This window comes from Denitratimonas tolerans, assembly GCF_037203605.1.
Classification (GTDB): Bacteria; Pseudomonadota; Gammaproteobacteria; order Xanthomonadales; family Xanthomonadaceae; genus Denitratimonas; species Denitratimonas tolerans.
Window position 1 is genome coordinate 109,158 of sequence record NZ_JBBDHC010000008.1, and the last position, 26,839, is coordinate 135,996.

21 protein-coding genes are annotated in these 26,839 nt (G+C 67.6%); 15 read left to right on the plus strand and 6 right to left on the minus strand.

Annotated elements, in window-relative coordinates:
- The 10 genes from rseP (at position 1) to asnB (ending at position 11,204) form a co-directional block, all read left to right on the plus strand.
- Positions 1-1,356 (plus strand): RIP metalloprotease RseP, encoded by a 1,356-nt coding sequence (gene rseP / locus WB794_RS07465; protein WP_337335220.1) that lies wholly within the window; start codon positions 1-3, stop codon positions 1,354-1,356.
- A gap of 166 nt (positions 1,357-1,522) precedes the next feature.
- The gene (gene bamA / locus WB794_RS07470; protein WP_337335221.1) at positions 1,523-3,898 is read left to right on the plus strand and encodes an outer membrane protein assembly factor BamA; all 2,376 of its coding nucleotides are present in this window, start codon (positions 1,523-1,525) and stop codon (positions 3,896-3,898) included.
- 25 nt (positions 3,899-3,923) lie between these two features.
- Positions 3,924-4,475: an OmpH/Skp family outer membrane protein gene (locus WB794_RS07475; RefSeq protein WP_337335222.1), complete on the plus strand. Its 552-nt coding sequence runs from the start codon at positions 3,924-3,926 to the stop codon at positions 4,473-4,475.
- Position 4,476: 1 nt separating this feature from the next.
- Positions 4,477-5,472: a UDP-3-O-(3-hydroxymyristoyl)glucosamine N-acyltransferase gene (gene lpxD, locus WB794_RS07480; RefSeq protein WP_337335223.1), complete on the plus strand. Its 996-nt coding sequence runs from the start codon at positions 4,477-4,479 to the stop codon at positions 5,470-5,472.
- Positions 5,473-5,571: 99 nt separating this feature from the next.
- Positions 5,572-6,042 carry a 3-hydroxyacyl-ACP dehydratase FabZ gene (gene fabZ / locus WB794_RS07485; RefSeq protein WP_337335224.1) on the plus strand — a complete coding sequence of 157 codons (471 nt, stop codon included), beginning with the start codon at positions 5,572-5,574 and terminating at the stop codon, positions 6,040-6,042.
- 2 nt (positions 6,043-6,044) lie between these two features.
- Positions 6,045-6,830, plus strand: a complete 786-nt coding sequence (gene lpxA / locus WB794_RS07490; protein ID WP_337335225.1) for an acyl-ACP--UDP-N-acetylglucosamine O-acyltransferase — start codon at positions 6,045-6,047, stop codon at positions 6,828-6,830.
- Positions 6,830-8,044: a lipid-A-disaccharide synthase gene (gene lpxB / locus WB794_RS07495; RefSeq protein WP_337335226.1), complete on the plus strand. Its 1,215-nt coding sequence runs from the start codon at positions 6,830-6,832 to the stop codon at positions 8,042-8,044. The genes lpxA and lpxB overlap by 1 nt, the downstream gene beginning before the upstream one ends.
- 7 nt (positions 8,045-8,051) lie before the next feature.
- Positions 8,052-8,669 carry a ribonuclease HII gene (locus WB794_RS07500; RefSeq protein ID WP_337335227.1) on the plus strand — a complete coding sequence of 206 codons (618 nt, stop codon included), beginning with the start codon at positions 8,052-8,054 and terminating at the stop codon, positions 8,667-8,669.
- A gap of 92 nt (positions 8,670-8,761) precedes the next feature.
- The gene (locus tag WB794_RS07505) at positions 8,762-9,307 is read left to right on the plus strand and encodes a hypothetical protein (protein ID WP_337335228.1); all 546 of its coding nucleotides are present in this window, start codon (positions 8,762-8,764) and stop codon (positions 9,305-9,307) included.
- Positions 9,308-9,518: 211 nt separating this feature from the next.
- On the plus strand, positions 9,519-11,204 hold the full coding sequence (gene asnB / locus WB794_RS07510) for an asparagine synthase B (protein WP_337335229.1): 1,686 nt from the start codon (positions 9,519-9,521) through the stop codon (positions 11,202-11,204).
- A 78-nt stretch (positions 11,205-11,282) separates the two neighbouring features.
- Here the strand turns inward: asnB and WB794_RS07515 are convergent, their stop codons facing one another.
- Together WB794_RS07515 and WB794_RS07520 are read right to left on the minus strand one after the other, a co-directional pair.
- Complete coding sequence (locus WB794_RS07515) at positions 11,283-12,074, minus strand: FHA domain-containing protein (protein WP_337335230.1); 792 nt, start codon at positions 12,072-12,074, stop codon at positions 11,283-11,285.
- Between the two features lie 16 nt (positions 12,075-12,090).
- Positions 12,091-14,379, minus strand: coding sequence for a bifunctional serine/threonine-protein kinase/formylglycine-generating enzyme family protein (locus WB794_RS07520; RefSeq protein WP_337335231.1), 2,289 nt, complete (start codon positions 14,377-14,379; stop codon positions 12,091-12,093).
- Between the two features lie 189 nt (positions 14,380-14,568).
- Here WB794_RS07520 and WB794_RS07525 point away from each other — a divergent pair, with 189 nt between their 5' ends.
- Positions 14,569-15,333 (plus strand): helix-turn-helix domain-containing protein, encoded by a 765-nt coding sequence (locus WB794_RS07525; RefSeq protein WP_337335232.1) that lies wholly within the window; start codon positions 14,569-14,571, stop codon positions 15,331-15,333.
- On the opposite strand, the gene WB794_RS07530 is transcribed toward WB794_RS07525, so the two are convergent.
- The 4 genes from WB794_RS07530 to WB794_RS07545 form a co-directional block, all read right to left on the minus strand.
- Positions 15,334-15,735, minus strand: coding sequence for a SirB2 family protein (locus WB794_RS07530; RefSeq protein ID WP_337335233.1), 402 nt, complete (start codon positions 15,733-15,735; stop codon positions 15,334-15,336).
- A gap of 39 nt (positions 15,736-15,774) precedes the next feature.
- Positions 15,775-16,995 carry an NnrS family protein gene (locus WB794_RS07535; RefSeq protein ID WP_337335234.1) on the minus strand — a complete coding sequence of 407 codons (1,221 nt, stop codon included), beginning with the start codon at positions 16,993-16,995 and terminating at the stop codon, positions 15,775-15,777.
- A 124-nt stretch (positions 16,996-17,119) separates the two neighbouring features.
- A complete protein-coding gene (locus WB794_RS07540; RefSeq protein WP_337335235.1) occupies positions 17,120-17,623 on the minus strand; it encodes a CinA family protein in 504 nt (167 codons plus the stop codon).
- A gap of 43 nt (positions 17,624-17,666) precedes the next feature.
- Complete coding sequence (locus WB794_RS07545) at positions 17,667-19,154, minus strand: NAD-dependent succinate-semialdehyde dehydrogenase (RefSeq protein WP_337335236.1); 1,488 nt, start codon at positions 19,152-19,154, stop codon at positions 17,667-17,669.
- A 126-nt stretch (positions 19,155-19,280) separates the two neighbouring features.
- On the opposite strand from WB794_RS07545, the gene nei reads away from it, so the two are divergent.
- The 4 genes from nei to WB794_RS07565 all read left to right on the plus strand — a co-directional run bounded on the left by nei (position 19,281) and on the right by WB794_RS07565 (position 26,601).
- Positions 19,281-20,117, plus strand: a complete 837-nt coding sequence (nei, locus tag WB794_RS07550; RefSeq protein ID WP_337335237.1) for an endonuclease VIII — start codon at positions 19,281-19,283, stop codon at positions 20,115-20,117.
- A gap of 309 nt (positions 20,118-20,426) precedes the next feature.
- Entirely contained in the window at positions 20,427-21,602 is a 1,176-nt protein-coding gene (locus WB794_RS07555) for a hypothetical protein (RefSeq protein WP_337335238.1), read from the plus strand.
- A 411-nt stretch (positions 21,603-22,013) separates the two neighbouring features.
- Positions 22,014-23,498 (plus strand): catalase, encoded by a 1,485-nt coding sequence (locus tag WB794_RS07560; RefSeq protein WP_337335239.1) that lies wholly within the window; start codon positions 22,014-22,016, stop codon positions 23,496-23,498.
- 142 nt (positions 23,499-23,640) lie between these two features.
- Positions 23,641-26,601 (plus strand): DNA methyltransferase, encoded by a 2,961-nt coding sequence (locus tag WB794_RS07565; protein ID WP_337335240.1) that lies wholly within the window; start codon positions 23,641-23,643, stop codon positions 26,599-26,601.
- Positions 26,602-26,839 lie beyond the last annotated feature (238 nt).

Genomic DNA, 26,839 nt, shown 5'->3' on the forward strand with positions numbered 1-26,839 from the left:
ATGTCCCAGTACGCAGGCTGGATCTGGTGGCTGATCGTCAGCCTCGGCATCCTCGTCACCTTCCACGAGTTCGGCCACTACTGGGTGGCGCGACGCTGCGGGGTGAAGGTGCAGCGCTTCTCGGTGGGCTTCGGCCGGCCGATCTGGCGTCGCACCGCGCGCAGCGGCACCGAATACGTGGTCGGCTGGATCCCGCTCGGCGGCTACGTTCGCATGCTCGACGAGCGCGAGGGCGACGTTCCCGAGCACCTCCTGTCACAGGCCTTCAATCGCAAGAGCGTCTACCAGCGCATCGCCGTGGTCGCGGCCGGTCCCATATTCAACCTCATCCTGTGCATCGTCCTGCTGTGGGCGATGTTCGTGATCGGCAAGGCCGACTTCCTGCCGCTGGTCGGTCAGGCGCAGGGGGTCGCGGCGCAGGCCGGGCTGCGCCCGGATGATCGCATCCTCGCCGTCGACGGACAGCGCGTGGACACCTGGACCCACGTCCAGATGGCGCTGGCCACCGCCGCCGTCGACCAGCGCCCGATCCAGCTGGAAGTGATGCGCGGCAACGGCGACAGCGCGCAGCTTCGCCTCGATCTCGAAAACCTCTCGCCCGCGCCCAAGCCGGCGGCGGTGCTGCGGGACATCGGTCTGGTTCCTCGCCAGTTCCTGCTGCCGCCCCGGGTCGGCGGCGTCACCGCGGACGGTGCTGCCGCGCGCGCCGGGCTGCAGGCAGACGATCGCCTGCTCATGGTCGGCACCCGGAGCCTGCGAAGCTGGGACGAAATCGGCGCGGCGGTTCAGGCCCAGGCACGCGAGGACACTCCGCTGGCCATCGTGTTCGAGCGCGACGGCACCCGCCACGAGGCCCGAGTCCAGCCCGCGTATGACGCCAGCGCCGATCCCCCGCGCTGGCTGCTGGGCATCTCGGCGCCGCGCGTGGCGGTGGAGTACGACGCCCTGCTGCGTTTCGGGCCGATCGACGCCGTCGGCGCGGCGCTGGACGAGACCTGGCGCCTGACCGGCGCAACGCTCGGCATCGTCTGGCGCATGGTGCGCGGCGCGGTGTCGCTGGAGAACATCAACGGCCCGATCTCGATCGCCCAGTACGCCAGCGCCTCGGCCCAGCTCGGCCTGGCATGGTTCCTGTCCTTCCTGGCCATGCTCAGCCTCAGCCTCTGCATCATGAACCTGCTGCCGATTCCCATCTTGGACGGCGGTCACCTCCTGTATTACCTTATCGAGATGGTCAAGGGCAGCCCGGTCAGCGAGCGCACGATGATCGCCGGCCAGTTCGTGGGCATGGTCCTGCTGGTGGGGCTCATGGGTCTGGCGTTCTACAACGATATCCTGCACCTGGTGTCGTCCTGACCGCCCGCCATTCGCCCACCGACGACGACGAGGACCATGTGCAAGGATCTTCCCTCATGACCCGCCCCACGAGCGGCCGGTATCCGGTCCGCTGCGGGTCGCCCTGTCTCCTTCGTTCCGTTGCCTGCACGCGGTGCCAGCGCGCCGCCTCTACCCGGATGTCCCCATGAAGCGTATTGCTGTCGCTGCACCACTGCTCGCCTCGCTGGCACTGGCCACGCCGATCCACGCGCAAAGCCTGCCCGCCCAGCCGTTCGAGCCGTTCACCATCAGCGACATCCGCGTCGACGGCCTGCAGCGCATCTCCGCCGGCACGGTCTTCACTTACATGCCGCTCGAGCGCGGCGACCACGTCGACCAGGCGGCGGCCGCGCGCGCCATCCGGGCGCTGTTCCGCACCGGCTTCTTCAACGACATCCGCCTCGAGCGCCAGGCCGACATCCTGGTGGTGACGGTGCAGGAGCGTCCCGCGATCAACAAGATCACCCTGGTCGGCAACAAGGACATCAAGACCGAGGAGCTGAACAAGAACCTCAAGGAAATCGGCCTGGCCGAAGGCGAGACCTTCGACCGCCTCCAGCTCGAACGCGTGGTGCAGGAGCTGACCCGCGCCTACAACAACCGCGGCAAGTACAACGTCGCGGTGCAGCCCTCGGTCACCCCGCTCGACCGCAATCGCGTGGACGTGCAGATCGACATCAAGGAAGGCAAGGCCGCCAGGATCCGGCACATCAACATCGTCGGCAACGAAACCTTCGAGCAGGACGAACTGCGCAAGGGATGGGAGTCCAACACCACCAACTGGAAGTCCTGGTACAAACGCGACGACCAGTACTCGCGCGAAAAGCTGTCGGGCGACCTGGAAAAGCTCAATTCGTATTACCTGGACCGCGGTTACGTGGACTTCGACGTGGAATCGACCCAGGTTTCCATCAGCCCCGACCGCCGCGACATGTACCTGAGCGCGAACGTGCACGAGGGCGAGACCTACACCATTTCCGAAGTCATCGTCACCGGCGACACGATCATTCCCCATGAGGAAATGGAGCGGCTCGTGCTGGTCCGCCCCGACACGATCTTCTCGCGGCGGCTGCTGGAAATCACCTCCGATGCGATGACCGCGCTGCTGGGCAACATCGGCTACGCCTTCGCCAACGTCACGCCGGTGCCCGAGGTCGATCGCGAGAATCGCAAGGTCAAGATCAACTTCTACGTGGAGCCCGGCAAGCGCGTCCAGGTGCGCCAGGTCCGCTTCGTGGGCAACACCCGAACCGGCGACGAGGTGATGCGCCGCGAACTGCGCCAGTTCGAAGGCAGCTGGTACTCGCAGTCGGCGATCGACCGCTCCAAGATCCGCCTCAACCGGCTGGGCTTCTTCAGCGAAGTGGAGATCGAGACGCCCGCGGTGCCGGGTACCGACGACCAGGTCGACGTGGTGTTCAAGGTGACCGAGACCACCTCGGGCAGCTTCATGGTGGGCCTGGGCTATTCACAGCTCGCCGGCCTCATCACCTCGCTCTCGGTCAGCCAGAACAACTTCCTCGGAACCGGCAACCGCATCGGCGTGGCGATCCAGAACAACGCCTACTCCAAGCGCTACGACGTCAACTACTTCGACCCCTACTACACCCGCGAGGGCGTCTCCGTCGGATACAACCTGACCTACTACGAACTGGACCAGTCCAACTTCAACATCGCGACCTACTACGCCGATCGCGGCTCGGCGCGCGCCATTTTCGGCCTGCCGCTGTCCGAAACCGACTCCGTGGGCCTGAGCTTCGGCATCGACTACAACACCATCCGGCCGGTCGAGGGTTACACCGCGCAGCCGATCGTGGACTACATCGACGCCCTCGGCCAGCGCACCTTCCACGCCTGGCGCACCGAGCTTTCCTGGGCGCGCGATTCGCGCAACGCCTACTGGAATCCGACCCGCGGCACCTACCAGCGCGCGGCAGCCGAGCTGACCCTGCCCGGCTCCACCGTCGAATACTACAAGTTCAACTACCAGTTCGCCCGCTACTGGCCGGTGCATCGCGCCCTGGTGCTCCTGACCAGCGCGGAGATCGGCTACGGCGATTCCTACGGCGATCGCGTGGAGCGGGTGATCTACAACGAAGACGGCACCGTGGCGCGCGAAGTGGTCGCCGACGGCCTGCCGTTCTTCGAAAACTTCTACGCCGGCGGCGTGCGCTCGATCCGCGGCTTCGAAGACAACACCCTGGGGCCATGGGCCACCGCGGAGCTGAGCAACTGGCGCCAGCCGCTGGGCGGCGCGCTCAAGACCACCGGCTCGTTCGAAGCCATCTTCCCGACCCTGTTCGACACCGACAAGACGCGCCTGTCCGCCTTCATCGACTTCGGCAACGTCTATCGCAGCGCCAACGACTTCGAGTTCCGCGAATTCCGCGGATCGGCCGGCGTGTCCCTGCAGTGGCAGGCTCCGGTCGGGCCGATCGTGCTGAACTTCTCCTATCCGTTCATGTCCGACCGGGATGACCGTACCGAGCGGCTGCAGTTCTCCTTCGGATCCCAGTTCTGAGCACGGACCGGACGGAGTTGCGCCCATGCTGCCGCCCGCCTCCAACCGCCTGCCGCCACCGCGGATGGGACGCATTTTGGCGGTGCTGCTGGCGTGCCTCCTGGGCCTGAGCACGCATCCGTCACTGGCCCAGTCGGTCCGGATCGGCTATGTGGACATGCAGCGGCTGCTCGTCAGCGCACCGCAGATCATCGCGGCGCGCGGCAAGATGCAGAAGGAGTTCGATGCGCGCGACGCCGAGCTGCGCGTGGACGAAGCCCGGCTCGCCGAGCTGGAGCTGCGCGCCGGCAGCGCAGCCGCGCCGGAAGACCGCGACGGACTGAAGCGTCAGGCCGACGCGCTGCGCCGCTCGATCGAGCGCACCCGCGAGCGCCTGCGCGACGAGCTCAATGCCAGGGTGGACGAAGAAACCGAGCGCGCCTGGCCGCTGATCAACGACGCCATCGCCGAGCACGGGCGCGCGCAGGGCTACGACCTGATCGTGACCAGCCCGGTGGCCTACGTCAGCGGGCGCATCGACGTGACCGATGACGTCTTGGCCCTGCTGCGGCGCCAGCAGCAGGACGGAACCCGCTGACTTGGACACGCCGACCTTCACCCTGGGCGAGCTGGCGCAGCGCTTCGGGCTGGAGCTGCGCGGCGATGCGTCGCGCGCGATCACCGGCGTCGCCACCCTGGCGTCCGCCAATGCGAACCAGCTCGGATTCCTGGCCAATCCGCGCTACCGCCGCGAGCTGGCCGCCACGCGAGCTGGCGCGCTGGTGCTGCGCGCGGACGCGGCCGCCGGCTGGGCGGGCGATGCGCTGGTGGTGCGCGATCCCTACGCCAGCTTCGCCCGCATCGCGGCGCTGTTCGAGCCACGCGAACCATTCGCGCCCGGGGTCCACCCGAGCGCCGTCATAGCGCCCGATGCGGTAATCGATCCGGACGCACACGTTGGCGCACACGCAAGCGTCGGCGCGCGCAGCCGCGTGCTGCGCGGTGCCCGCATCGGGCCGGGCTGCGCGATCGGCGCGGATTGCGTGGTCGGTGAAGAGTGTGAACTGGTGGCGCGCGTCACCCTGGTCACGCGCGTGCGCCTCGGCGCACGGGTCCGCATCCACCCCGGCGCGGTGCTGGGGGCCGACGGCTTCGGACTGGCGATGCACGAGGGCCGCTGGATCAAGGTGCCGCAGCTGGGCGGTGTGCGCATCGGCGACGACTGCGAGATCGGTGCCAACACCACCATCGACCGCGGCGCGCTCGAGGACACCGTGCTGGAGGAAGACGTGCGTCTGGACAACCAGATCCAGATCGCCCACAACGTCATCATCGGTGCACACACTGCGATGGCGGGCTGCGTCGCGGTGGCGGGCTCATCCCGCATCGGCCGCTACTGCCTGATCGGCGGTGCCGCCGGCATCGCCGGCCATATCGAGATCGCCGACCGGGTGACCGTGCAGGCGATGAGCTTCGTCACCCGCTCCATCACCGCGCCAGGCGTGTACGGATCCGCCGTCCCCGCGCGCGACGCGCGGGCCTGGACCCGCACCCTGGCGCGGCTGAACCGGCTGGACAGGACGCCCGCGGGCTGATCCCGGAACTTGCCAGGGTTTCAGCCGCGAAACCGCCATGCGATCATGCCGCGCCGCTCGCCTCAGGCGCGCCTGATGTCGCACAGGAGTATTCAGCCGATGACAAAATCTTCCGCCGCCGTGGCGCTTCCCGTTGATGTGACCCGCATCCAGGCCCTGCTGCCGCACCGCTTCCCGTTCCTGCTGGTGGATCGCGTGGTGGCGCTGGTTCCGCATCAGCGCCTGACCGCGATCAAGAACGTCTCGATCAACGAGCCCTTCTTCCAGGGCCACTTTCCCGGCCATCCGGTGATGCCCGGGGTCCTGATCGTGGAAGCCATGGCGCAGGCCTGCGGCCTGCTCACGCGGCTCTCGGAAGATCCCGACAGCGGCAAGGAGCCGGCACCCTCGTACCTGGTCAAGGTCGACAAGGCGCGCTTCACGCGCATGGTCGGCCCCGGCGACCAGCTGGTGCTGGATGTGGAACAGAAGCGCATGCTGCGCCGTATGGGCCTGTACGAATGCCGCGCGCTGGTGGACGGCACCGAAGTAGCCTGCGCGGAAATCCTCTGCGCCGAACGGGACAAGTGAGCATGGCCGATGCGCGCATCCATCCGACGGCGCTGGTCGATTCCGCAGCCACGCTGGGCGCGGGCGTCGAGATCGGCCCGTTCTGCGTGATCGGGGCGGAAGTGAGCATCGGCGAAGGAACCCGGATCGGGCCGCACTGCACCGTACAGGGGCCCACCCGCATCGGCCGCACCAATGTCTTCCACGGCCACGCCGCGATCGGCGGCGAGCCGCAGGACAAGAAGTACCGCGGCGAGCGGGTCGAACTGGAGATCGGCGACGGCAACGTGGTGCGCGAGTTCGTCACCATCAACCGCGGCACCGGCGAGGGCGGCGGCATCACCCGCATCGGGAACCGCAACTGGATACTGGCCTACTGCCACATCGCGCACGACTGCCGCATCGGCAGCGACTGCGTGTTCTCCAACAACGCCACGCTCGCCGGCCATGTGACCATCGGCGACTTCGTGATCCTCTCCGGCTTCACCGGGGTACACCAGTTCTGTCGCATCGGCGCCCACGCCTTCATCGGCATGGGCGCCTTCGTCAACGGCGACGTGCCGCCCTTCCTGATGGTGGCGCAGGAGAAGTACGCCCGTCCGCGCGGCATCAATGCAGAAGGCCTCAAGCGCCGCGGCTTCGACGCCGAGCGCATCGCCGCGATCAAGCGCGCCTACCGCGCGCTCTACCTGGGCGAAGCGAAACTGGACGAGGCCAAGGGCGCGCTTGCGGAAATGGCCGGTTCGAGCGAAGACGTGCGCGCCATGCTGAGCTTCGTCGAGGGCGCGGAGCGTCCGCTGTTGCGTTGATGGGCGGGAATCGGGAATCGGGAATCGGGAATCGCGCGAACCGGCTTCGGATCGCGCTGTGCGCGGGTGAAGCTTCGGGTGACCTGCTGGGCGCGGGGCTGATCGCGCGACTGCGCGAGCGTTTTCCCGATGCGCAGTTTGCCGGCATCGGCGGGCCGAAGATGCGCGCCACAGGCTTCAAGGCCTGGCACGACTGCTCGGAACTGGCGGTCATGGGGCTGGCCGAGGTGCTGGCGCACCTGCCGCGCCTGCTGCGCCTGCGCCGGAATTTCCGCCGCCGCCTGCTGGCGTGGAAGCCCGATGTCTTCATCGGCATCGATGCGCCCGACTTCAACCTCGGCGTCGAGCGCTGGATGAAGGATCGTGGTTTTCGCACGGTTCACTACGTCAGCCCGTCGGTCTGGGCCTGGCGCGCGGGACGCGCGGCGAAGATCGGGCGCAGCGCGGATCGGGTGCTGTGCCTGTTCCCGATGGAACCGCCGATCTACGCGCGCCACGGCGTCGATGCGCGCTTCGTCGGCCACCCGATGGCCGATGCGATGGCGCTGGAGCCGGACCGCGCCGGCGCGCGCGCCGGGCTCGGCCTGGCGGCGGATGCGCCGGTACTCGCCGCGCTGCCCGGCAGCCGCAGGAGCGAGATCGAGCGCCTCCTGCCGGTCTTCCTCGATGCCCTGTCGCGCATTGCCGGGAGCGTGCCCGGCCTGGTCACGGTGATTCCCGCCGCCAACGCCGCCTGCCGCACACAGATCGAGGCGATGCTGGCGCAGCGGACGGCGCTGCCGACGGTGCACCTCGTCGACGGGCGCGCCGGCGAGATCATGGTCGCCTCCGACGTGGTGCTGCTGGCTTCCGGCACGGCCACGCTCGAAGCCCTGCTCGCCAAGCGTCCGATGGTGGTGGCCTATCGCATCGCCGGGCTGACCTACGCCATCGTCAAGGGCCTGGGCCTGCTCAAGACCGATCGCTACAGCCTGCCCAACGCGCTCGCCGGCGAGACCGTGGTGCCTGAACTGATGCAGGCCGACTGCACCCCGGAAAAAATCGCCGCCGCGGTGACCGACTGGTTCGCCCAGCCTCAGCGCATCGCCGCGCTGGAGCCACGATTTGCGCACATCCACGCCGAACTGCGCCGCGATGCCTCGGACGCGGCCGCGGCGGCGGTTGCGGATCTGCCCGGTCTTTCTCCCTCTCCCCTCGGGAAAGGGCCGGGGTGAGGGTCGAATGATGCCACGATCCTCCAGCGCCTCCCCATCCGATGAACCGCATGTCGCCGGCGTGGACGAGGCCGGCCGCGGCCCGCTTGCAGGCCCGCTGGTGGTGGCCGCGGTGATCCTGAATCCCGCGCGGGAAATCCCCGGCCTGGGCGACTCCAAGGCGCTGAGCGCAAAGCGCCGCGACGCCCTGTTCGACCTGATCCAGGAACGCGCGCTGGCCTTCTGCGTCCAGGTCATCGACGTCGAACGCATCGATGCGATCAACATCTTCCAGGCCACGATGGCCGGCATGCGCGAAAGCCTGTGCGGCCTGCCGATTCCGGCGGCCTTGGCGCGCATCGACGGCAACCGCCTGCCGCCCGACCTGCCCTGTCCCGCCGAGGCCTGGGTCGGCGGCGACGCGCGCGATGCCGCCATCGGTGCCGCATCGATCCTGGCCAAGGTCACCCGCGACCGCCTGCTTCTGGCACTGGACGCGCGCTTCCCGCAGTACGGCTTCGCCCGCCACAAGGGCTACGGCACCGCCGAGCACCTCGCCGCCCTGCGCGAACACGGCCCCTGCCCCGCCCACCGCCGCAGCTTCGCCCCGGTGCGGCTGTGCGCCGAGCGCGACCTGTTCGGTTGACATTTGACGTGGAGGGGGGAGTAATGATCCCTGCCACAGGGGTCAACGCGAACAATCGGCGAATGCCCGATTACCGCCTGAGGAGTTCTTTGATGAAACGATTTCATGTCGCTGCACTTGCCTTGCTCCTGGCGCTGCCGATCATCGCCCACGCCCAGATCCAGGTGCCGCCCGCCGATGAGCTTGGAGCCATCGCCTGGAACAGCATGGCGGCGCGCTCGGGCGAGCAGGCGCTTCCCGCCCTCCGCCGATCCTCGACGGAGCGGACGATCCACGCCCCGGCACCCGGCGGCACGCTTTCAATAACCTTCGATGCCCACGCAGGTGATGCCGTCTGGACTCTGCGCTCCTATTCGTGGCACCGAGACGCCTCTCTGAATGAAGAAATGGCGGCAACCGAACCGGGAAACACCACGTCCGACTCCGGTGAGCCTGAAAACCCGGATCCGCACCCGCCCACGCACCAGGCCACACAGGGCGACAAGATCACGAACGTGTTCCAGCTCGGGCAATGGCGTTACACCATCAAGTACAGCTACAGCGTGAGGGATGGCGTTCTGGGCTGGCATGTCGACAGCATCGAGTCGATTTACTCCCCCACACCCCCGCCGGGACCCATCTACCATCAGGAAAAATGAGTTCGCGGCACATCGTTGCACCATCACAGCGACGGGCAGCCAGGGGCTGCCCGTCGTGTTTGAGCGTGATGGATCCCGACCTGTCCGCCTCGACCGGCTGGCACGCTGTCCGGGCGCGCTGCAACGGCACAACCGCCCGGTGATTGCGGCACTGCACAATCGTCGCGGCGACTGATAGGATCGGGCCTCCTCTCCCGCACGGCCACGGCCCATGTGCTCGATCCTCGGCATCCTCGACCTCAAGTCCGATCCCGTCGCCCTGCGCGCGCAGGCGCTGGAGCAGTCGCGCACGATGCGCCACCGCGGACCGGACTGGTCGGGCATCTATGACGATGCGCGCGCCATCCTGGTGCACGAGCGCCTGGCCATCGTCGGGGTGGATTCAGGGGCGCAGCCGCTGCGCAGCCCGGACGGCTCGCTGGTGCTGGCGGTGAACGGGGAGATCTACAACCACCGCGCGCTGCGCCAGCAGCACGAGGCCGGCTACGCTTTCCAGACCCATTCGGACTGCGAAGTGATCCTGCCGCTGTATCTGGCCGGCAGCGATGCCGATTCGGTGTCGAACTGGCTGAACCGGCTGGAAGGCATGTTCGCCTTCGTGCTCTGGGATGCCGGGCGCGGCACCTGGCTGGTGGCGCGCGATCCCATCGGCATCATTCCGCTCTATTACGGGCACGATGTCCACGGCAACCTGCACGTGGCCTCCGAGCTCAAGGCGCTGGCCGGGATCTGCCGCGAGGCCAGGGAGTTTCCGCCCGGCCACTTCTGGCGCAGCGGTGACGCCGAACCGGTGCGCTACTACGCGCCGCGCTGGCGCGACTACGCCGCCGTGGCCGGTGCCGAATCCGACCGCGGCAAGCTGCGCCACGCGCTCGAATCGGCGGTGCGCAGCCACATGATGAGCGATGTGCCCTACGGCGTGCTGCTGTCCGGCGGCCTGGACTCCTCCCTGGTCGCCGCGATCGCCAAGAAGTACGCCGCCCGGCGCGTGGACGAGGACGGCCGCACCGAGGCATGGTGGCCGCAGCTGCACACTTTCGCCATCGGTCTGCGTGAATCGCCCGACCTGCGCCATGCGCGCGACGTGGCCGCGCACATCGGCACCGTGCACCACGAACTGCACTTCACCGTGCAGGAGGGCATCGACGCGCTCTCGGACGTGGTCTACCACCTGGAAACCTACGACGTCACCACGATCCGGGCCTCCACGCCGATGTACCTGATGGCGCGCCGCATCCGCGCCATGGGCATCAAGATGGTGCTTTCGGGCGAAGGTTCGGACGAAATCTTCGGCGGCTACCTCTACTTCCACAAGGCACCCAATGCCCGGGCCCTGCACGAGGAAACCGTGCGCAAGCTCGATGCCCTGCACCTCTTCGACTGCCTGCGCGCCAACAAGGCGATGGCGGCCTGGGGCGTGGAAGCGCGCGTGCCCTTCCTCGACCGCGGCTTCATCGACGTGGCGATGAGCCTGGATCCGGAGGTGAAGCTCTCGGGCAAGGCGCGCGGCCGCATGGAAAAGCAGTTCCTGCGCGAAGCCTTCGCCGGCTACCTGCCGGACAGCGTGCTGTGGCGGCAGAAGGAACAGTTCTCCGACGGCGTGGGCTATTCCTGGATCGACTCGCTCAAGGCCCATGCCGAGCAGCAGGTGGGCGAGGCGGACCTGGCGAACGCGCGCTTCCGCTTCCCCTGCAACACACCGCTCACCAGGGAAGCCTATTTTTACCGCACCCTGTTCGAGAAGCACTTCCCCCAGCCCTGGGCGGCGGAAACCGTGCCGGGCGGGCCGTCGGTGGCCTGTTCCACGGCGGCGGCGCTGGAGTGGGACGCCTCGCTGAAGAACGTGATCGACCCTTCCGGGCGCGCGGTGCAGTCGGTACACAACGAAGCCTATTGAGGCCGCACGCCGATACGCCGGCGCTGCCGGCGTATCGGATTCCGCGCATCGGGGCGGCGCGACGTCCCGTGCCGGCGATCAGCGCAGGAACAGGTAGTAGGCCGCGGCAGCCGCGGCGGCAAGCGCCACCAGCGCGACCGCGATCCAGCCTGCGCCGGAGCCGCCCTTCGCCTCCTCGGGCTCATGGCCCTTGGCCAGGGTGGAAGTCGCAGGAATCTCGGCACCCGGTGCCACCAGCAGGAAGCGGATGTTGTCCAGCCGCAGCTCCTCGCCCGGCTTCAAGAGGCCCTGCTGCACGCGCTGGCCGTTGATGAAGGTGCCGTTGGACGAACCCAGGTCTTCCACCATCAGGCCCGCCGGCGTCGGCTTCACCTGCGCGTGCCGACGCGAAATTTCCTCGCTCGCGATGGCGATGTCGCAGTCGGACTGGCGTCCGATGGTCTGCAGGGTCAATACCGGGTACACCTTCCCGAATGCGGCCCCGGACACGCCGCGCAGGACGAAACGCGGCACCGCCATGCGCACGCGCGTGGCTCCCGTCTCATCCACCGCTGCCGGCCGCGACGGGGCAGGCGCAGCGCCCGCCTTCTCGATCGCGACAAGACGCGCCTGGACCGTGCCGAAGCCGATCAGGTCACCGGCCTTCAGCGCCGCAGTGGCACCGGCCGCCAGGGTCTGGCCATTGAGTGCGACGATCCCGTCCAGGGCGTGCACGTGGAGCACGTCGCCGTCGCGCGTCAGCTCGGCGTGCCGGACGACGATATCGGGGGCGGCAAGGACCACCGACGCCTCGGGATCACTTCCCACCAGTTGGGAACCCTGCCCGACCAGAACCTGCGGATGCTCGCCACCCGGAAAGAAAAGTTTCATTCGCCCCTCACCTTGATCACGGAATTTCACGCACCACGCGAAAGCCGATGGTATTGAATCCGGTGTCCGCCGGAAAGGCGCGCGTCGTTCCATCCGACACCGACGACGCCCAGCTGCCGCCTGACACCAGGCGCTCGCGGCAGGCACCGCCCACGCAGTCGGAAGTCCATTCGCGCACGTTGCCGCGGGTATCGCGCAAGCCGTTGGCCGCCGGCGCGAAAGCCATCACCGGCGACGTTTCCGCATGGCCATCGTCACAGCCTAGCGCATCCCTGCCGCCGTGGATCGCGCGATAGGCGGCATCGCGCCCGTTGGCGGTGCAATCATCGGCGCTGCCCACGCCCACCGCCGCCAGCTCCGCGCTGGACGGCACGCGGTAGGCCCGCGCGCTCATCTGCGACAGCCAGCGCGCATAGTCATCGGCCATCGCCGCGGTGACGCACACCACCGGATGCGAGTCGTCCTGGGTGAAGCCCGGATCGAGGAAGGTGCGCTTGCGTGAGCCGCGGAACAGCGATTCGCGGTCGCGGCAGTTAGCCGGAAGGCTGCCAAAGCGGCCTTGGCCCACGCGCTCCCAGTAGTGACGGAACTCGCCCAGGGTGACCGGGCTGCGGCCGTAGGCCAGGGATCCGACCACAAGCATCTCCGGCCCGGCCCGCCCGTCCACGGTGTCGCGGAAGGCAAAGCCGTCACGACCGATCCGGCGCGCACGCGCCAGCCCTTGCTGCAGGGCCGACGAGTCGGGCGCAAGCGCCAGGCCGCGCTCGAAAACCAGCACGGCGCGCTCGCGGTCCCAGGCGGCAATCGCGACCTCGCCCTCCTTGAGGGTGCGATCCAGCCACGCCTCGCGCCGTTCCGCCACGCCTGTCGCCACGTCCTCCACCCCGAACTCCACCGCCAACTCGCCGGCACGCTGCAGGTAGCCCAGCCAGAGCGAGGGATCCTCATCACCGGCCTGCTCGTCGGCCAGCGCCAGGTAGCGCTGCGCGATGCGTTCGATGCCGGCGCGCGCCTCGCGGTTGCCCGGCTCCTGCGCCTGCACCTGGCGATAGCGTTGCAGCGCATTGTTGCCCGGCGGCGAGGTGTAGCGGCGCGCGGCGAAGTCGCGGCGCGCCTGCAGCAGCAGGGCACGTATCGGGTCTTCCACGCCCTGCGAGGACGCCAACACCGCAAGCTCGGCGGCTTCCTCGGCGCTCAGGCCGTCATCGCCGGCGTCCAGCCCGGCCTCCTGCACCAGCGCCGGTTCCGGTCCGGGCATCGCCGTCTCCGGCGCGACGGTGCTCCACGGCCGCCAGGCGAAGAGCGCCAGGATGCCGACCAGCCCGACAAGCGCGACGAACGGCCCGACCCAGCGCGGCCGGCCGGGCGCGCTCGCCTCGGCGTGCGCATCGGCCTGCAGCAGACCCGGTTGCCGCCACGAGGGTTCCGCGATCACGGCGTCGTCGGAAAAATCCGCCGGCACCGGATGCTCACCGCTCGCCTGCGCCCGCCGCGCCCCGCTGGTGGCGCGAAGCGAGGGCGCAATCCGGCGCAGCATGTCGATGAACTGGGTGCAGTCCTGGAAGCGCTCATCGGGGTTCTTCGCCAGGCAGTGGTCGACCAGCGGCTGCCAGACCAGATACCGGGCCGGCAGCGGAGGCACCTGCTCGTGCACGTGCGCGTAGGCCACCGCGAAGGCGTCGCTGCCTTCGAACGGCGGCTTGCCGGTCAACGCCTCGTAGCACACCACGCCCAGGCTGTAGATGTCCGAACGCGGATCGACCTCGGCACCGCGCGCCTGTTCCGGACTCATGTAGTGGCTGGTTCCCACCGACAGGCCCGAAGCGGTGATGCGCGATGACACCGACATGGCCCGCGCGATGCCGAAATCGGTGAGCCGCGGGTTGTCCTCGGCGTCGAACAGGATGTTGGCCGGCGTCACGTCGCGGTGCACGTAGCCGCGCGCGTGGGCATAGCCCAGCGCATCGGCCACCGCCGCGAGCACCCGCACCAGTTCGGCCTGGTCGATGCCGCGCTCCAGGCGCGCGGCGAAATCGCCGTTCTCCAACAGCTGCATCGAAAAATAGTGGCTGCCTTCCGGCGTCACACCGACTTCGTAGACCGGCACCACGTGCGGATGCTCCAGCGAGGCCAGCATGCGGGCCTCCTGCAGGAAGCGCTGCGCATTCACCGGCTCGGCCGCCAGCGCGGGATTGAGCACCTTCAGCGCGACCTCGCGGTCGAGCATCACCTGGCGCGCCCGGTAGACCGTCGCCATGCCGCCGCGCCCGATCTCGCAGATGACGCTGTAACCCGGAAAATCCAACGCCCTGCGCTCCCTGTCCTGGCACGCGGCCCACCGTCTGGCGGTGTGGCCCATGAACCCCACGAGTCGCGATTGTAGCGGGATGCGATGGATTCCCGACACGCGCCGCGCCGCGCACGGCAGCACCAGCGGGAACGCGACCGTCTCGCCGGACTTCGGCCCGCGTCTGTGCTAAAAAGGCGAACTGAAATGTCGCTGCCGAAAGACATCATGCCGCTGCGCGCCGTCCCTTGCCTGTTCCCCGCCGATGACGCGGACGACTTCCAGTTCTGCAGCACCTGCGCGTTTTCCAGCGCCTGCCGCGACCAGGGCTACGACAAGGCCGCGCTGCACGAGCTGGAGTGCCTGGTGGAACACATCGGCCCGTTCGAGGCCGGCGAATACCTGTTTCGCGAGGGTGAAACCTTCAATGCCATCGCTGCGGTGCGCACCGGCACGGTCAAGGCCTTCACCGTGGACGCCGCCGGGCGCGAACAGGTCCTTGGATTCTTCCTGCCGGGCGAGGTGATCGGCTTCAACGCCATCCACGATGCGCGCTTCCCCTGCAACGTGGTGGCGCTCGACACCGTGATGCTCTGCCGCTTCTCCTTTCCCTCGATATCCGCGCTCGCGGCGCGTACCAGCGCCCTGCAGGCGCAGCTCTTCCGCCTGCTCAGTCAGGACATCAAGAAGGCGGCACTGCTGGCGGGAGATTTCAGCGCCGACGAGCGCATGGCAGCGTTCCTGCTGGGCTTCTCGCACCACTACTCGGCGCGCGGCTATTCGGCCCACCGCTTCACCCTGGCGATGTCGCGCACCGATATCGCCAACTATCTGCGCCTGGCGGCGGAAACGGTGTCGCGGGTGATGCGCCGCTTCCAGGAGGATGGCCTGGTCAAGGTCAACCGGCGCGAGGTCGAACTGCTCGACCTGCCGCGCCTCGAGGCGCTGGCACAGCCGGTGCTGCGCGGCTGATCAGCCGAACCAGCCGAGCATGAATCCCAGCGGATGGTGCGCGCGCGCCACGCTGTACATGAATCCGAACGCCGCCAGCGCCGCAAGGTAGAAAGCGAACTTCGCGCGCCGTCCCCTGGCGCGGCGCAGCGCCAGCGTGCCCAGCACGACATAGACCAGCAGCATCGCCAGCTTCACCGCCAGCCAGGGCGTGGTGAAGGGGTTGAGGTGCAGCACCGCCAGCAGCATCAGCGCCGAAGTCAGCAGCGCGGTGTCGACGGTGTAGCTCAGGTAGCGCACCGGGGCCGACATGGCCCAGCGCTGGCCCAGCTGCACGAGCACGCCGCGCAGCGCGAACAGCCCGCCGCTGGCCAGCACGAAGCCGACGTGGGCCGCCTTGATCTGTGGGTAGTACTCGATCATTGCGTGGAAAGATCCGCGTCCGACGGGAAGCCGATCATTTTAACCGGGCCGGCCGTCGGCGCGCGGCCGCAGGTAGATCCAGCCATAGCGCAGCACCCAGGGCGCGAAGGCCACCAGCCAGCCGACCGCGGCCACGCGGAACCCGTCCCAGGGCGTGGGCAGGAGCTCCGCGAGCACCCGCGTCAGGGCCACGAGCTGGATGCAGACGAAGGCGAACATCGCCACCGGCACCAGCACCAGCGGGCGGCCCGAATGGCCCTGAGAAACGCGCGTGACCATCGCCACCAGCAGGCTGCCGAACACCCCGATGGTGAGCGCGTGCAGCGGGGCCTTGCCGAGGATCAGGGCACCGTCGAACTGCAGCCACAGGCTCTGCGCCAGATACAGCGCAAGCGCCACCGGCAGCCAGGCGTAGCCCAGGAACAGCACCCGCAGGATGCCCGGTGCCCTGCCACGCGGCCACCACTTCCACAGGCACAGCAGCGCCAGCGCCAGTAGCGGCGCGTCCACCAGCCACAACCACTGCGGCAGGCTGAAAATCTCCAGCAGCGCATGGCCGAGCCACAGCGGCCACTGCGCCGCCAGCAGCCACATCGGCCGCCAGGCGCGGTAGCCGGGCACCACGTTGCCGGCGAAAAACGGGAACATGCGGTGCGCGACCGTCGCATAGATCGGCAGGAGCAGGCCGAACGCGCCCAGCCTTATGGCCGCCTGACCGATCTGCCAGTTGAAGGTGTGCAGGTAAACGGCAAATCCCCACAGCGCGACAAAGCCCAGCAGCAGCGCGCTGTAGCAGCTCACCGCATGCCAGGTCTTGAAGCGGTTGGCCACCAGCACCCGGCCCAGCACGACCAGTCCGTAGCCCCAGCCCAGGATCGTGGCCACGACGCCCAGGTGCAGGGCGTGGGAGCTGCCGGAAAAAGCCGCGACCAGACACAGGATCTGCCCGAGCAGCATGCCCAGGCCCACCGGAACATAGTGCCGACGGGTCGGTTCGGCCTGCCCCATCCAGCGCGGGAACACCGTGATGAGGAAGCCGAACATGAAGCTCGGCAGCATCTGGTACTGCAGGATGAACCCGTGCAGCCAGCCGCCGATCACCTGATCCACCGGCGTCGGCACGGTGTGGAACAGCCACCAGGTCCACCAGATCATCGCGGCCAGCACATTGAGGGCACCGGCGAGGAACAGCAGGCGATGGGGCGCGGCGGTCAGCACGGCCGGCAGGGAGAAGGATTGCGAATGCGTGTCATTGTTCATTCGCGAATTCTGGTCCCTCGCCCGTGCGCCCGCAATGACCTGGATCAGCGACGGCTCGGTCGTCCCGCTGCCACGGCGCGCCTGCCATCGGACCTGCTGCCCGGCGGAGCCATTCCGGCCGTTCTCAGGCCAGCAGTTCGGCCAGACCGTCCAGCGCGGCCGCCACGGTCTGGCGTCGTACCGCCTCCCGGTCGCCATCGAAATGGAAGCGCCGGGCGCGCGGATAGCCACCGCGCCGCTTCCAGGCGATCCAGACCGTGCCGACCGGTTTCCCGGGCGTGCCGCCGCCCGGCCCGGCAATGCCGGTCACCGCCACCGCGAGCGTCGCACCGGAATGGATCAGCGCGCCGGACACCATTTCCAGCGCGGTTTCCTCGCTCACCGCGCCGTGGCGCATCAGCGTCTCCGGCCGCACCCCCAAAAGCCCCTGCTTGGCCTCGTAGCTGTAGGCCACCATGCCCGCCTCGAACCACTCGGAGCTGCCGGCCACGTCGGTCAGGATCTTGGCGATCCAGCCACCGCTGCAGCTTTCCGCCGTCACCATGGACTGGCGCGCCACCAGCGCCGCTGCGCCCAGCGCGCGCGCCTGCGCCAGCAGATCGGCATCGGAAGGAATCGTCGTGCTCATCGGCGCAGGGTAGTGACGGCCGCCGGGAAACGCCACGGCGCGCTCACGCGCTCCCGCCGACATCCAGACACAGGTATTTGATCTGGGTGTAATCATCGAGGCCGTACTTCGAGCCCTCGCGCCCCATGCCCGACTGCTTGATGCCGCCGAACGGTGCCACGGCGGTGGAAATCAGGCCGGTGTTGACGCCGACGATGCCGCATTCCAGCGCCTCCGCCACGCGGAAGGCCCGCGCCAGGTCGCGGGTGTAGAAGTAGCCTGCCAGACCGGCCTGATCGTCGTTGGCCAACGCGATGGCCTCGCGCTCGTCGCGGAACCGGAACAGCGGTGCCACCGGTCCGAAGGTTTCCTCGTGCGCGATGCGCATGGCCGGCGTCACGTCGAGCAGGACGGTCGGCTGGTAGAAGGTTCCGCCCAGGGCGTGGCGCGCGCCGCCGAGCGCCAGGCGCGCGCCGCGCGCGAGCGCATCGGCGACGTGCGCCTCCACCTTGGCGAGCGCGGCAGCGCTGATCAGCGGTCCCTGATCCGTCGGCCCGGCCAGCCCGTCGCCCACGCGCAGCGCGCGCACGGCGTCGACCAGCTTCAGGGCGAAGGACTCGTACACCGACTCGTGCACGAAAATCCGGTTGGCGCAGACGCAGGTCTGGCCCGAGTTGCGGTACTTGCTGGCGATCGCCCCTGCCACGGCGGCATCCAGATCGGCGTCCTCGAACACGATGAAGGGCGCGTTGCCGCCCAGCTCCAGCGAAACCCGCTTGAGGCCGTCCGCGCACTGCGCCATCAGCCGCCGGCCGACCGCGGTCGATCCGGTGAAGCTCAGCTTGCGCACCGCCGGATGGGTCGTCAGCTCGATGCCGATGGCGGCGGCATCGCGGCCGGTGACGATGTTGAGAACGCCCGGCGGCAGGCCGGCGCGCTCGGCCAGCACGCCGAGGGCGAGCGCCGAGAACGGCGTCTCCAGCGCCGGCTTGCAGACCACCGTGCAGCCGGCGGCCAGCGCCGGACCGAGCTTGCGCGCAAGCATCGCGGAAGGAAAGTTCCACGGCGTGATCGCCGCCACCACGCCAACGGGCTGACGCAGCACCAGCAGGCGCTTGCCCGCCGCGTGGCCGGGAATGACATCCCCGTAGAGACGGCGCGCCTCCTCGCCGAACCACTCGATGAAGCTCGCCGCATAGGCCACCTCGCCGCGCGCCTCCGCCAGCGGCTTGCCCTGCTCGGCGGTCATCAGCACGGCAAGGTCGTCCTGATGCGCCATCATCAGATCGAACAATCGCCGCAGCACCTGCGCGCGCTCGCCGGCGGTGCGCGCCGCCCAGGCCGGAAACGCGGCCTGCGCGGCCTCGATCGCGCGGCGCGTTTCGGCCGCGCCCATGTCCGGCACCGTCGCCAGCAGCGCCCCCGTGGCCGGATTGCGCACTTCGCAGGCCTGGTCGCCGTCGGCCTGAATCCAGCGTCCGCCGACCAGTGCGCGCTGGCGCAGCAGGTCGGGATCGCGCAGCGGCAGGGATGACGCGGGCACGACGTTCATGGATTGCTCCTGGCCGACAGCGCGGCAAACTTTGCCATCTCCCTACGGTAGCACCGTCGCCGCGCGGCGGATGGACAGCGCCCTCCCCCCGTGTCAGGGTCACGCCCACCGCCTGCGCCAGATGCCATGCCCGAAGGCCCCGAAATCCGCCGCGCCGCCGATCGCCTGGCCGCCGCCGTCGCGGGCCAGGAACTGCGCCGCGCGGAGTTCGCCTTCCCGCAGCTCAAGCGCTTCGAGCGCGAGCTGCCGGGTGGTCGCATCGCCTCCATCACGCCGCGCGGCAAAGCCCTGCTGACCGCGTTCGATTCGGGCTGGACGCTCTACACCCACAACCAGCTCTACGGCGTATGGAAGGTGGCGGCACCCGGCGAGCGCCCCGATACCGCGCGCAGCCTGCGGGTGGCGCTGGAAACCGCGCGCGCCGCGATCCTGCTCTACTCGGCCTCGGACATCGAAATGTGGCGCAGCGACGAGGTCGAAGCGCACCCTTTTTTGCAGAGCCTGGGGCCGGACGTGCTCGATCCCGCGCTCACCGTCGCCGAAGTGGCGACGCGCCTGGACTCCCCCGCGTTCCGCCGCCGCGCCTTGGGCGGGCTGCTGCTCGACCAGAGCTTCCTTGCCGGGCTGGGCAACTACCTGCGCGCCGAGGTGCTGTGGGAAGCGGGCCTGCATCCCGCCGTGCGCCCCGGCGATCTGCTCCCCGCGCGGCGTGAGCGGCTGGCGCAGGCGCTGCTCTCGATTCCGCGCCTGAGCTATTCCACCCGCGGCATCGAGCTCGCGCCCGGGATGCGGCCAGACCTCGTCGCGCACGAGGGCGAACGCTTCCGCTTCCATGCATTCAAGCGCGAGGGCCAGCCCTGCGCGCGCTGCGGCATGCCGATCCGGCGCGGCAGCGCCCATTCCCGCCCGATGTTCCTGTGCCCGAACTGCCAGCCCGCGCCGGCAAGCGGCGGAGGCGCATGACCGGGCGCACCGGCAACAGCCTCAGCCAACCGGATCCACCACCAACCTGACGGCGGAGGACAATGCATTGCGAACAGCTTTGGTGGTAGCGTGCATGAGGGCACTTTCCGCGCTCCCGTCTACTGATGGCGAACATCTCCAGTCCGGCCCATCGAAGCCTGGCGGGACGCAAGAAGTGCATTCGACCCTTCAACCCGACGCAGCTTCACGGCGCGGCGTGATTGATCATGCTGGCGGCAGCCAAACCATATCCATGATCGCAAAACATCCCCTCATCAGAACCGTCATCACTCACCGAAGGCAGAAACGATGAATCCATGTTTTCAGAACAGCATGCGGACCCGGTTTGCACGAAAATACCGGCTGGCAGCGCTCGCATTGATTCTGGCGTTCTCGGGAAACCCCCTTGCAAATGCACGGCAGTACGCCAGCGCCATAATCTCGGAATCGCATGCAACATCCTCATCGCACAGCATCGATTCCGACCCATCGACGTTTTCAGAGCTGGAGGCCGGAACGGGCATCATCATCGGCATCGGGAGCTACTCCGCTCATATCGAAATGAAATTCCCGGAGCCAGTTCCGGCAAACCAGACATCCTATGTCCGCATTGAAGCGCAAGACAATATCCTGCCGAGCCTGATGGGCGGGGAACTCGGCAATATTCTGGCAGGCATCAACGGGGTATCACTGACTGGAAACCAGGAATTTTCGGTGGAGGCGAAAAACGGGGCCGCCGTGGTGCTTTCGGGCAATTCCACCAACCCGATATCATTTTCAGGCGAGCGACTCAAGGTGGTCGTCGACGCCAACAACCACACGTATTTGGCCATTACACCAAACCAGTCCTACCAGAGCATCAGGATTTCGAATTTCGTGGGGAATCTGGTTGGCCTGGGAGTCACAAAGCGCTTGAAGGTGTGGGACCCCTATTATGTGGAACAAGGAAGCAGTGCCACTCCGCAATTCACTTCGTATGACTCTTCCGGAATCACCCTTGAACTGCTGGAAATGGGCGGCGGGGCGCACAATCTGGAAAGAGCGATCGATGGCAACCAGGATTCATACTCCACCCTGTCTCTGGGCGTCGTCGACACGGCTTCCAGCATCACGCAACGCGCTTATCTTGAAGGACTTTCCCAACCCGATGATGTGTTTGCCGTTCGCCTCTGGATCGATCCCGAGGTCATGCAGGTAACATTGGGGCAAGGCATTCGCATCCGCACCCAGAATGGCGCGAATGCCGTGACGAATGAGGTTTTACAGAGCCTCCTGACGCCGGCGGATATCGCAGCCATAATGAATGGCCAGCCGTTTACCGTGTATATCACGCCAAGTGCTCCTGTGGACAGGTTTGTCGTGACATTGAATGGCTTGCTCGGCGTGACGGCAAGCCAGGGCCTGGACATCCATGAGGTGTTTTCAATCCGGATTTTTGGCGATGATTACGAAGATGCCGGCAAGTCGACGCCCGGATATCCATGATGCGCCCAGGCCGTCCGGCATCATCACTGCCGGCGCGCAACCGACGGGCAGCGTGGAGCCTGGGCCGAATCCAGTGGATCCGATCAGCCATGCCGCGAATAATGTCCCGATCCGCCCGATGAAAACGCCGAAAAATCGAGGACTTGCAATCAGACTCGCAAGAATCCGGTCAAACATCAACCAGCGGCGCGAGCCCGGCCTTCAAGGGCGACGTGCGATCATGATCGGATGTTTCCGCAGCCTGCCGTTGATCCTGGAGGAACCTTCGATTTCCATGATTCAATTTCATCGTCTACGCCAGGGAACCACGAAAAACCGACGTCATTCCGGCCCTCGCCGGAATGACGCGAATCGGGAAGTTTTTCGAAGCTCCCGGTAGTCCGACCGTCCACCCGCCAGAGGAAGCCCGCCATGAGCAAGCCCAGCGACAGCGACAAAAAGTGCCCCGTCACCTACCTGACGACCCAGTTCGGTGCCCCCGTGCCGGACAACCAGAACAGCCTCACCGCCGGCCCGCGCGGGCCGCTGCTGGCGCAGGATGTCTGGCTGCACGAAAAGCTCGCCAATTTCGTGCGCGAAGTGATCCCGGAGCGGCGCATGCACGCCAAGGGCTCGGGCGCCTTCGGCACCTTCACCGTCACCCGCGACATCACCCGCTACACCCGCGCCGCGATCTTCTCGAAAGTCGGCAAGAAGACCGAGATGTTCGCCCGCTTCACCACCGTGGCCGGCGAGCGCGGCGCGGCCGATGCCGAGCGCGACATCCGCGGCTTCGCGCTGAAGTTCTACACCGAGGAAGGCAACTGGGACCTGGTCGGCAACAACACGCCGGTATTCTTCATCCGCGATCCGCGCAAGTTCCCCGACCTCAACAAGGCGGTCAAGCGCGACCCGCGCACCAACCTGCGCAGCGCCACCAACAACTGGGACTGGTGGACGCTGCTGCCCGAGGCGCTGCACCAGATCACCATCGTGATGAGCGACCGCGGCATTCCGGCCAGCTATCGCCACATGCACGGCTTCGGCTCGCACACCTACAGCTTCTGGAACGAAGCCGGCGAGCGCTACTGGGTGAAGTTCCACTTCCGCACCCGGCAGGGCATCAAGAACCTGACCGACGCCGAAGCGGGCGAAATCATCGGCAACGACCGCGAAAGCCACCAGCGCGACCTGTTCGACGCGATCGAGCGCGGCGACTTCCCGAAGTGGACACTGTACGTGCAGGTCATGCCGGAAGCCGAGGCCGAGCGGGTGCCCTATCACCCCTTCGACCTGACCAAGGTCTGGCCGCACGGCGACTATCCGCTGATCGAGGTGGGCGAGTTCGAGCTCAACCGCAATCCGGAAAACTTCTTCGCCGACGTGGAGCAGAGCGCGTTCGCGCCGAGCAATCTGGTGCCGGGCATCGGCGTCTCGCCCGACAAGATGCTGCAGGCGCGCCTGTTCAACTACGCCGACGCGCAGCGCTACCGTCTGGGCGTGAACTACCACCAGATTCCGGTCAACGCCGCGCGCTGCCCGGTCCACAGCAACCACCGCGACGGTGCCGGGCGCATGGACGGCAACTACGGTGGCCTGCCCCACTACGAGCCCAACAGCTTTCGGCAGTGGCAGGAGCAGCCGCAGTTCCGCGAACCACCGCTGCAGATCACCGGCGACGCCGACTGGTGGAATTTCCGCGACAACGACGACAACTACTACAAGCAGCCCGGCGACCTGTTCCGGCTGATGAGCCCGGCGCAGCAGCAGGTGTTGTTCGACAACACCGCGCGCAACATGGGCGACGCGCCGGACTTCATCAAGCGCCGCCACATCGAGAACTGCGCCAAGGCCGATCCGGCCTACGGCGCGGGCGTCGAAGCCGCGCTGCGCAAGCTCGGCGCATTCTCCGGGTAGGAAACCCCGGAACGCGTCGATCTTTGCCCGCCACTCCCGCTTTCGCGGGAGTGGCGGCCTTGTCCGGAGATTCCCGAAGCGCTGCGCCGCTCCGGCACGCCGCTACAATCCGGGTTGATCCGCCAACCCGGAACGCCGCATCGTGCCGCTGAGCCTCAACGAAATCCGCGCCCGCGCCCTGGCCTTTTCCGGCGAATGGGCGGAAGTCACCTCCGAGCGCGCCGAGGCGCAGAGCTTCTGGAACGAGTTTTTCAACGTGTTCGGCGTCAACCGCCGCCGCGTGGCCGTGTTCGAGCAGAAGGCGGCGCGCTTCACCGGCAGCACCCACGGCCGCATCGACGTGTTCTGGCCCGGCGTGATGCTGGCCGAACACAAGAGCGAAGGCCGCGACCTCGACGCCGCCTACGCGCAGGCCACCGATTATTTCGCCGGCCTGAAAGACGCCGAGCTGCCGCGCTTCGTGCTGGTGTCCGACTTCCGGCGCTTCCGCCTGCACGATCTGGAAACCGGCGAGCGCAGCGACTTCACCCTGCCCGAGCTGCACAGGCAGATCGGCCGCTTCGGCTTCATCAGCGGCTACCAGACCCGCAGCTATCAGGAAGAAGATCCCGTCAACGTGCAGGCTGCCGAGCGCATGGGCCGCCTGCACGATGCGCTGAAGGACGCCGGCTACCACGGCCACGCGCTGGAACTGCTGCTGGTGCGGCTGCTGTTCTGCCTGTTCGCCGACGACACCGGCATCTTCCCGCGCCAGAGCTTCCACGACCTCATCGTCCAGCGCACCAGCGAAGACGGTGCCGACCTCGGCATGTGGATCGGGCGCATCTTCCAGGTGCTCGATACCGCGCCGGAGCGCCGCCAGACCACGCTGGACGAACAGCTGGCCGAACTGCCCTGGGTCAACGGCAAGCTGTTCGAGGAAATCCTGCCGCTGGCGGATTTCAACGCGCAGATGCGCGCCCTGCTGCTGGATGCCAGCACGCTCGACTGGAGCCGGATCAGCCCGGCCATCTTCGGCTCGATGTTCCAGTCGGTGATGGACGACAAGGCCCGCCGCAACCTCGGCGCGCACTACACCAGCGAGAAGAACATCCTCAAACTGATCGGCCCGCTGTTCCTCGACGGCCTCAAGGCCGAGCTGGACCGCGCCGGCAACGACGAGAAGAAGCTGGCGCAGCTGCACCGCAGGCTGGCCGCGCTGACCTTCCTCGATCCCGCCTGCGGCTGCGGCAACTTCCTGGTGATCGCCTACCGCGAACTGCGCGCGCTGGAGCTGGAAATCCTGCGCCGCCAGTTCGCCACCCAGCGCTCCGTGCTGGCGCACGTGCAGGACCACGTGCTGGTGGACGTGGACCAGTTCCACGGCATCGAGATCGAGGAGTTCCCGGCCCAGATCGCGCAGGTGGCGATGTGGCTGATGGACCACCAGATGAACCTGCGCGTCTCCGAGCAATTCGGCGAGAACGTGGTGCGGCTGCCGCTGAAGAAGTCCGCCACCATCGTCCACGGCAACGCGCTGCGAATCGACTGGAACGACGTGGTGTCGGCGGAGAAGCTGAGCTTTATTCTGGGGAATCCGCCATTCATCGGCTCGAAGTTGATGACGCCGGAGCAGCGCGAGGATCTGCTGGCCGTTGCCGGTGGACTCAAGGGCGCGGGCGTGCTGGATTTTGTCAGCGCCTGGTATCTCAAGGCGGTCGACTACATCCGGCAGACCGAAGCCCTGGCCCGTCATTCCCGCGAAAGCGGGAATCGCTCTTCGCCTGCTGGGCCCGACACCGGAATCCGCTGCGCCTTCGTCTCCACCAACTCCATCACCCAGGGCGAGCAGGTGGGCATCCTCTGGGGCGAAATGTTGGCGCGCGGCATGCGCATCTTTTTTGCCCATCGCACCTTCCGCTGGAACAACGAGGCGCGCGGCGTGGCCGCGGTGCATTGCGTGATCGTGGGCTTTGCCGGCAGCGAGATTTCGCCGAAGCGGTTGTTCGACTATCAGGAGATTGCCGGCGAGCCACATGAAGTGCCGGCGGGCAACATCAATCCGTATCTGGTGGATGCGGCGGATGTTCTGTTGCCCAATCGCAGCAAACCGCTCTGCAACGTGCCGTCGATCGGCATTGGCAACAAGCCGATCGACGGCGGCAACTACCTGTTCACCACCGAGGAGCGTGATGCGTTCATCGCCAGTGAGCCAGCATCAGCGGCATGGTTTCGGCGCTGGCTGGGATCGGATGAGTTCATCAACGGTTGGGAACGCTGGTGCCTGTGGCTCGGGGATTGCCCACCAGCCGAGCTGCGGCAAATGCCGGAGGCGTTAAAGCGTATCGAGGCAGTGCGGGAACTGCGAAAGGCCAGCAAGAGCCCACCAACGCAAAAGTTGGCGGACACGCCGACGCGATTCCACGTGGAGAATATTCCGGACGACAACTACCTGGTGATTCCGGAAGTGTCGTCCGAGCGGCGCGCATTCATTCCAATCGGCTTCATGACGCCGGACACGTTGTGCAGCAATCTTGTGAAAATCGTTCCGAACGCGACGCTGTTCCACTTCGGCATCGTCACGTCCACCATGCACATGGCGTGGGTACGCACCGTCTGCGGTCGCCTCAAAAGCGACTACCGCTACTCCGCCGGCATCGTCTACAACAACTTCCCCTGGCCCGAACTGCCGGCCGCAACCGACCAGAGCGATGGGACAGACATTCGTCTGTCAGGAGCGGCCCGCCTGCGCGGGAATGACGGGCAAGGGGCGCGCGGGCATGACGAGCAAGGGCAAAAGCACCGCGCCGCCATCGAGGCCGCCGCGCAGGCCGTGCTCGACGCCCGCGCCCAGTTTCCCGATGCCACCCTCGCCGACCTCTACGACCCGCTGACCATGCCGCCGGCGCTGGTGAAAGCCCACGCCGCGCTCGACAAGGCCGTGGACGCCGCCTACCTCGCCGCCGAAAAAGCCGCCGGCCGCAAACCGCCCAGGCTCACCACCGACGCCGAACGCGTCGCCTTCCTGTTCGAGCGCTACCAGCAGCTCACCTCCCTGCTGCCCGAGCCTTCCGCCAAGCCCGCGCGCGCCCGCAAGCCCCCGCGCGCCCCTGCACCCGCGTAGCGCCCCCGTCGGGCGTGCTCACCGCGTCGAGCAGGCCCGAGGCAAGCGTATTGCGTGGTCTGGATGCCGCCGTTGCGGAAGCTGCGCACCCGGCGAACCCGGCCGCAGGCATCGTAGTCGTACTCCACCGCCTCGCCGTTCACGCCCACGATCCGACCCGGCTGGCCGCGGCCGTTGTGCTGGCTGTAGGTCACCGCGTGGCCGAGTTCGGCGGAGTGATTGTGCTCTCGAAGCTTTT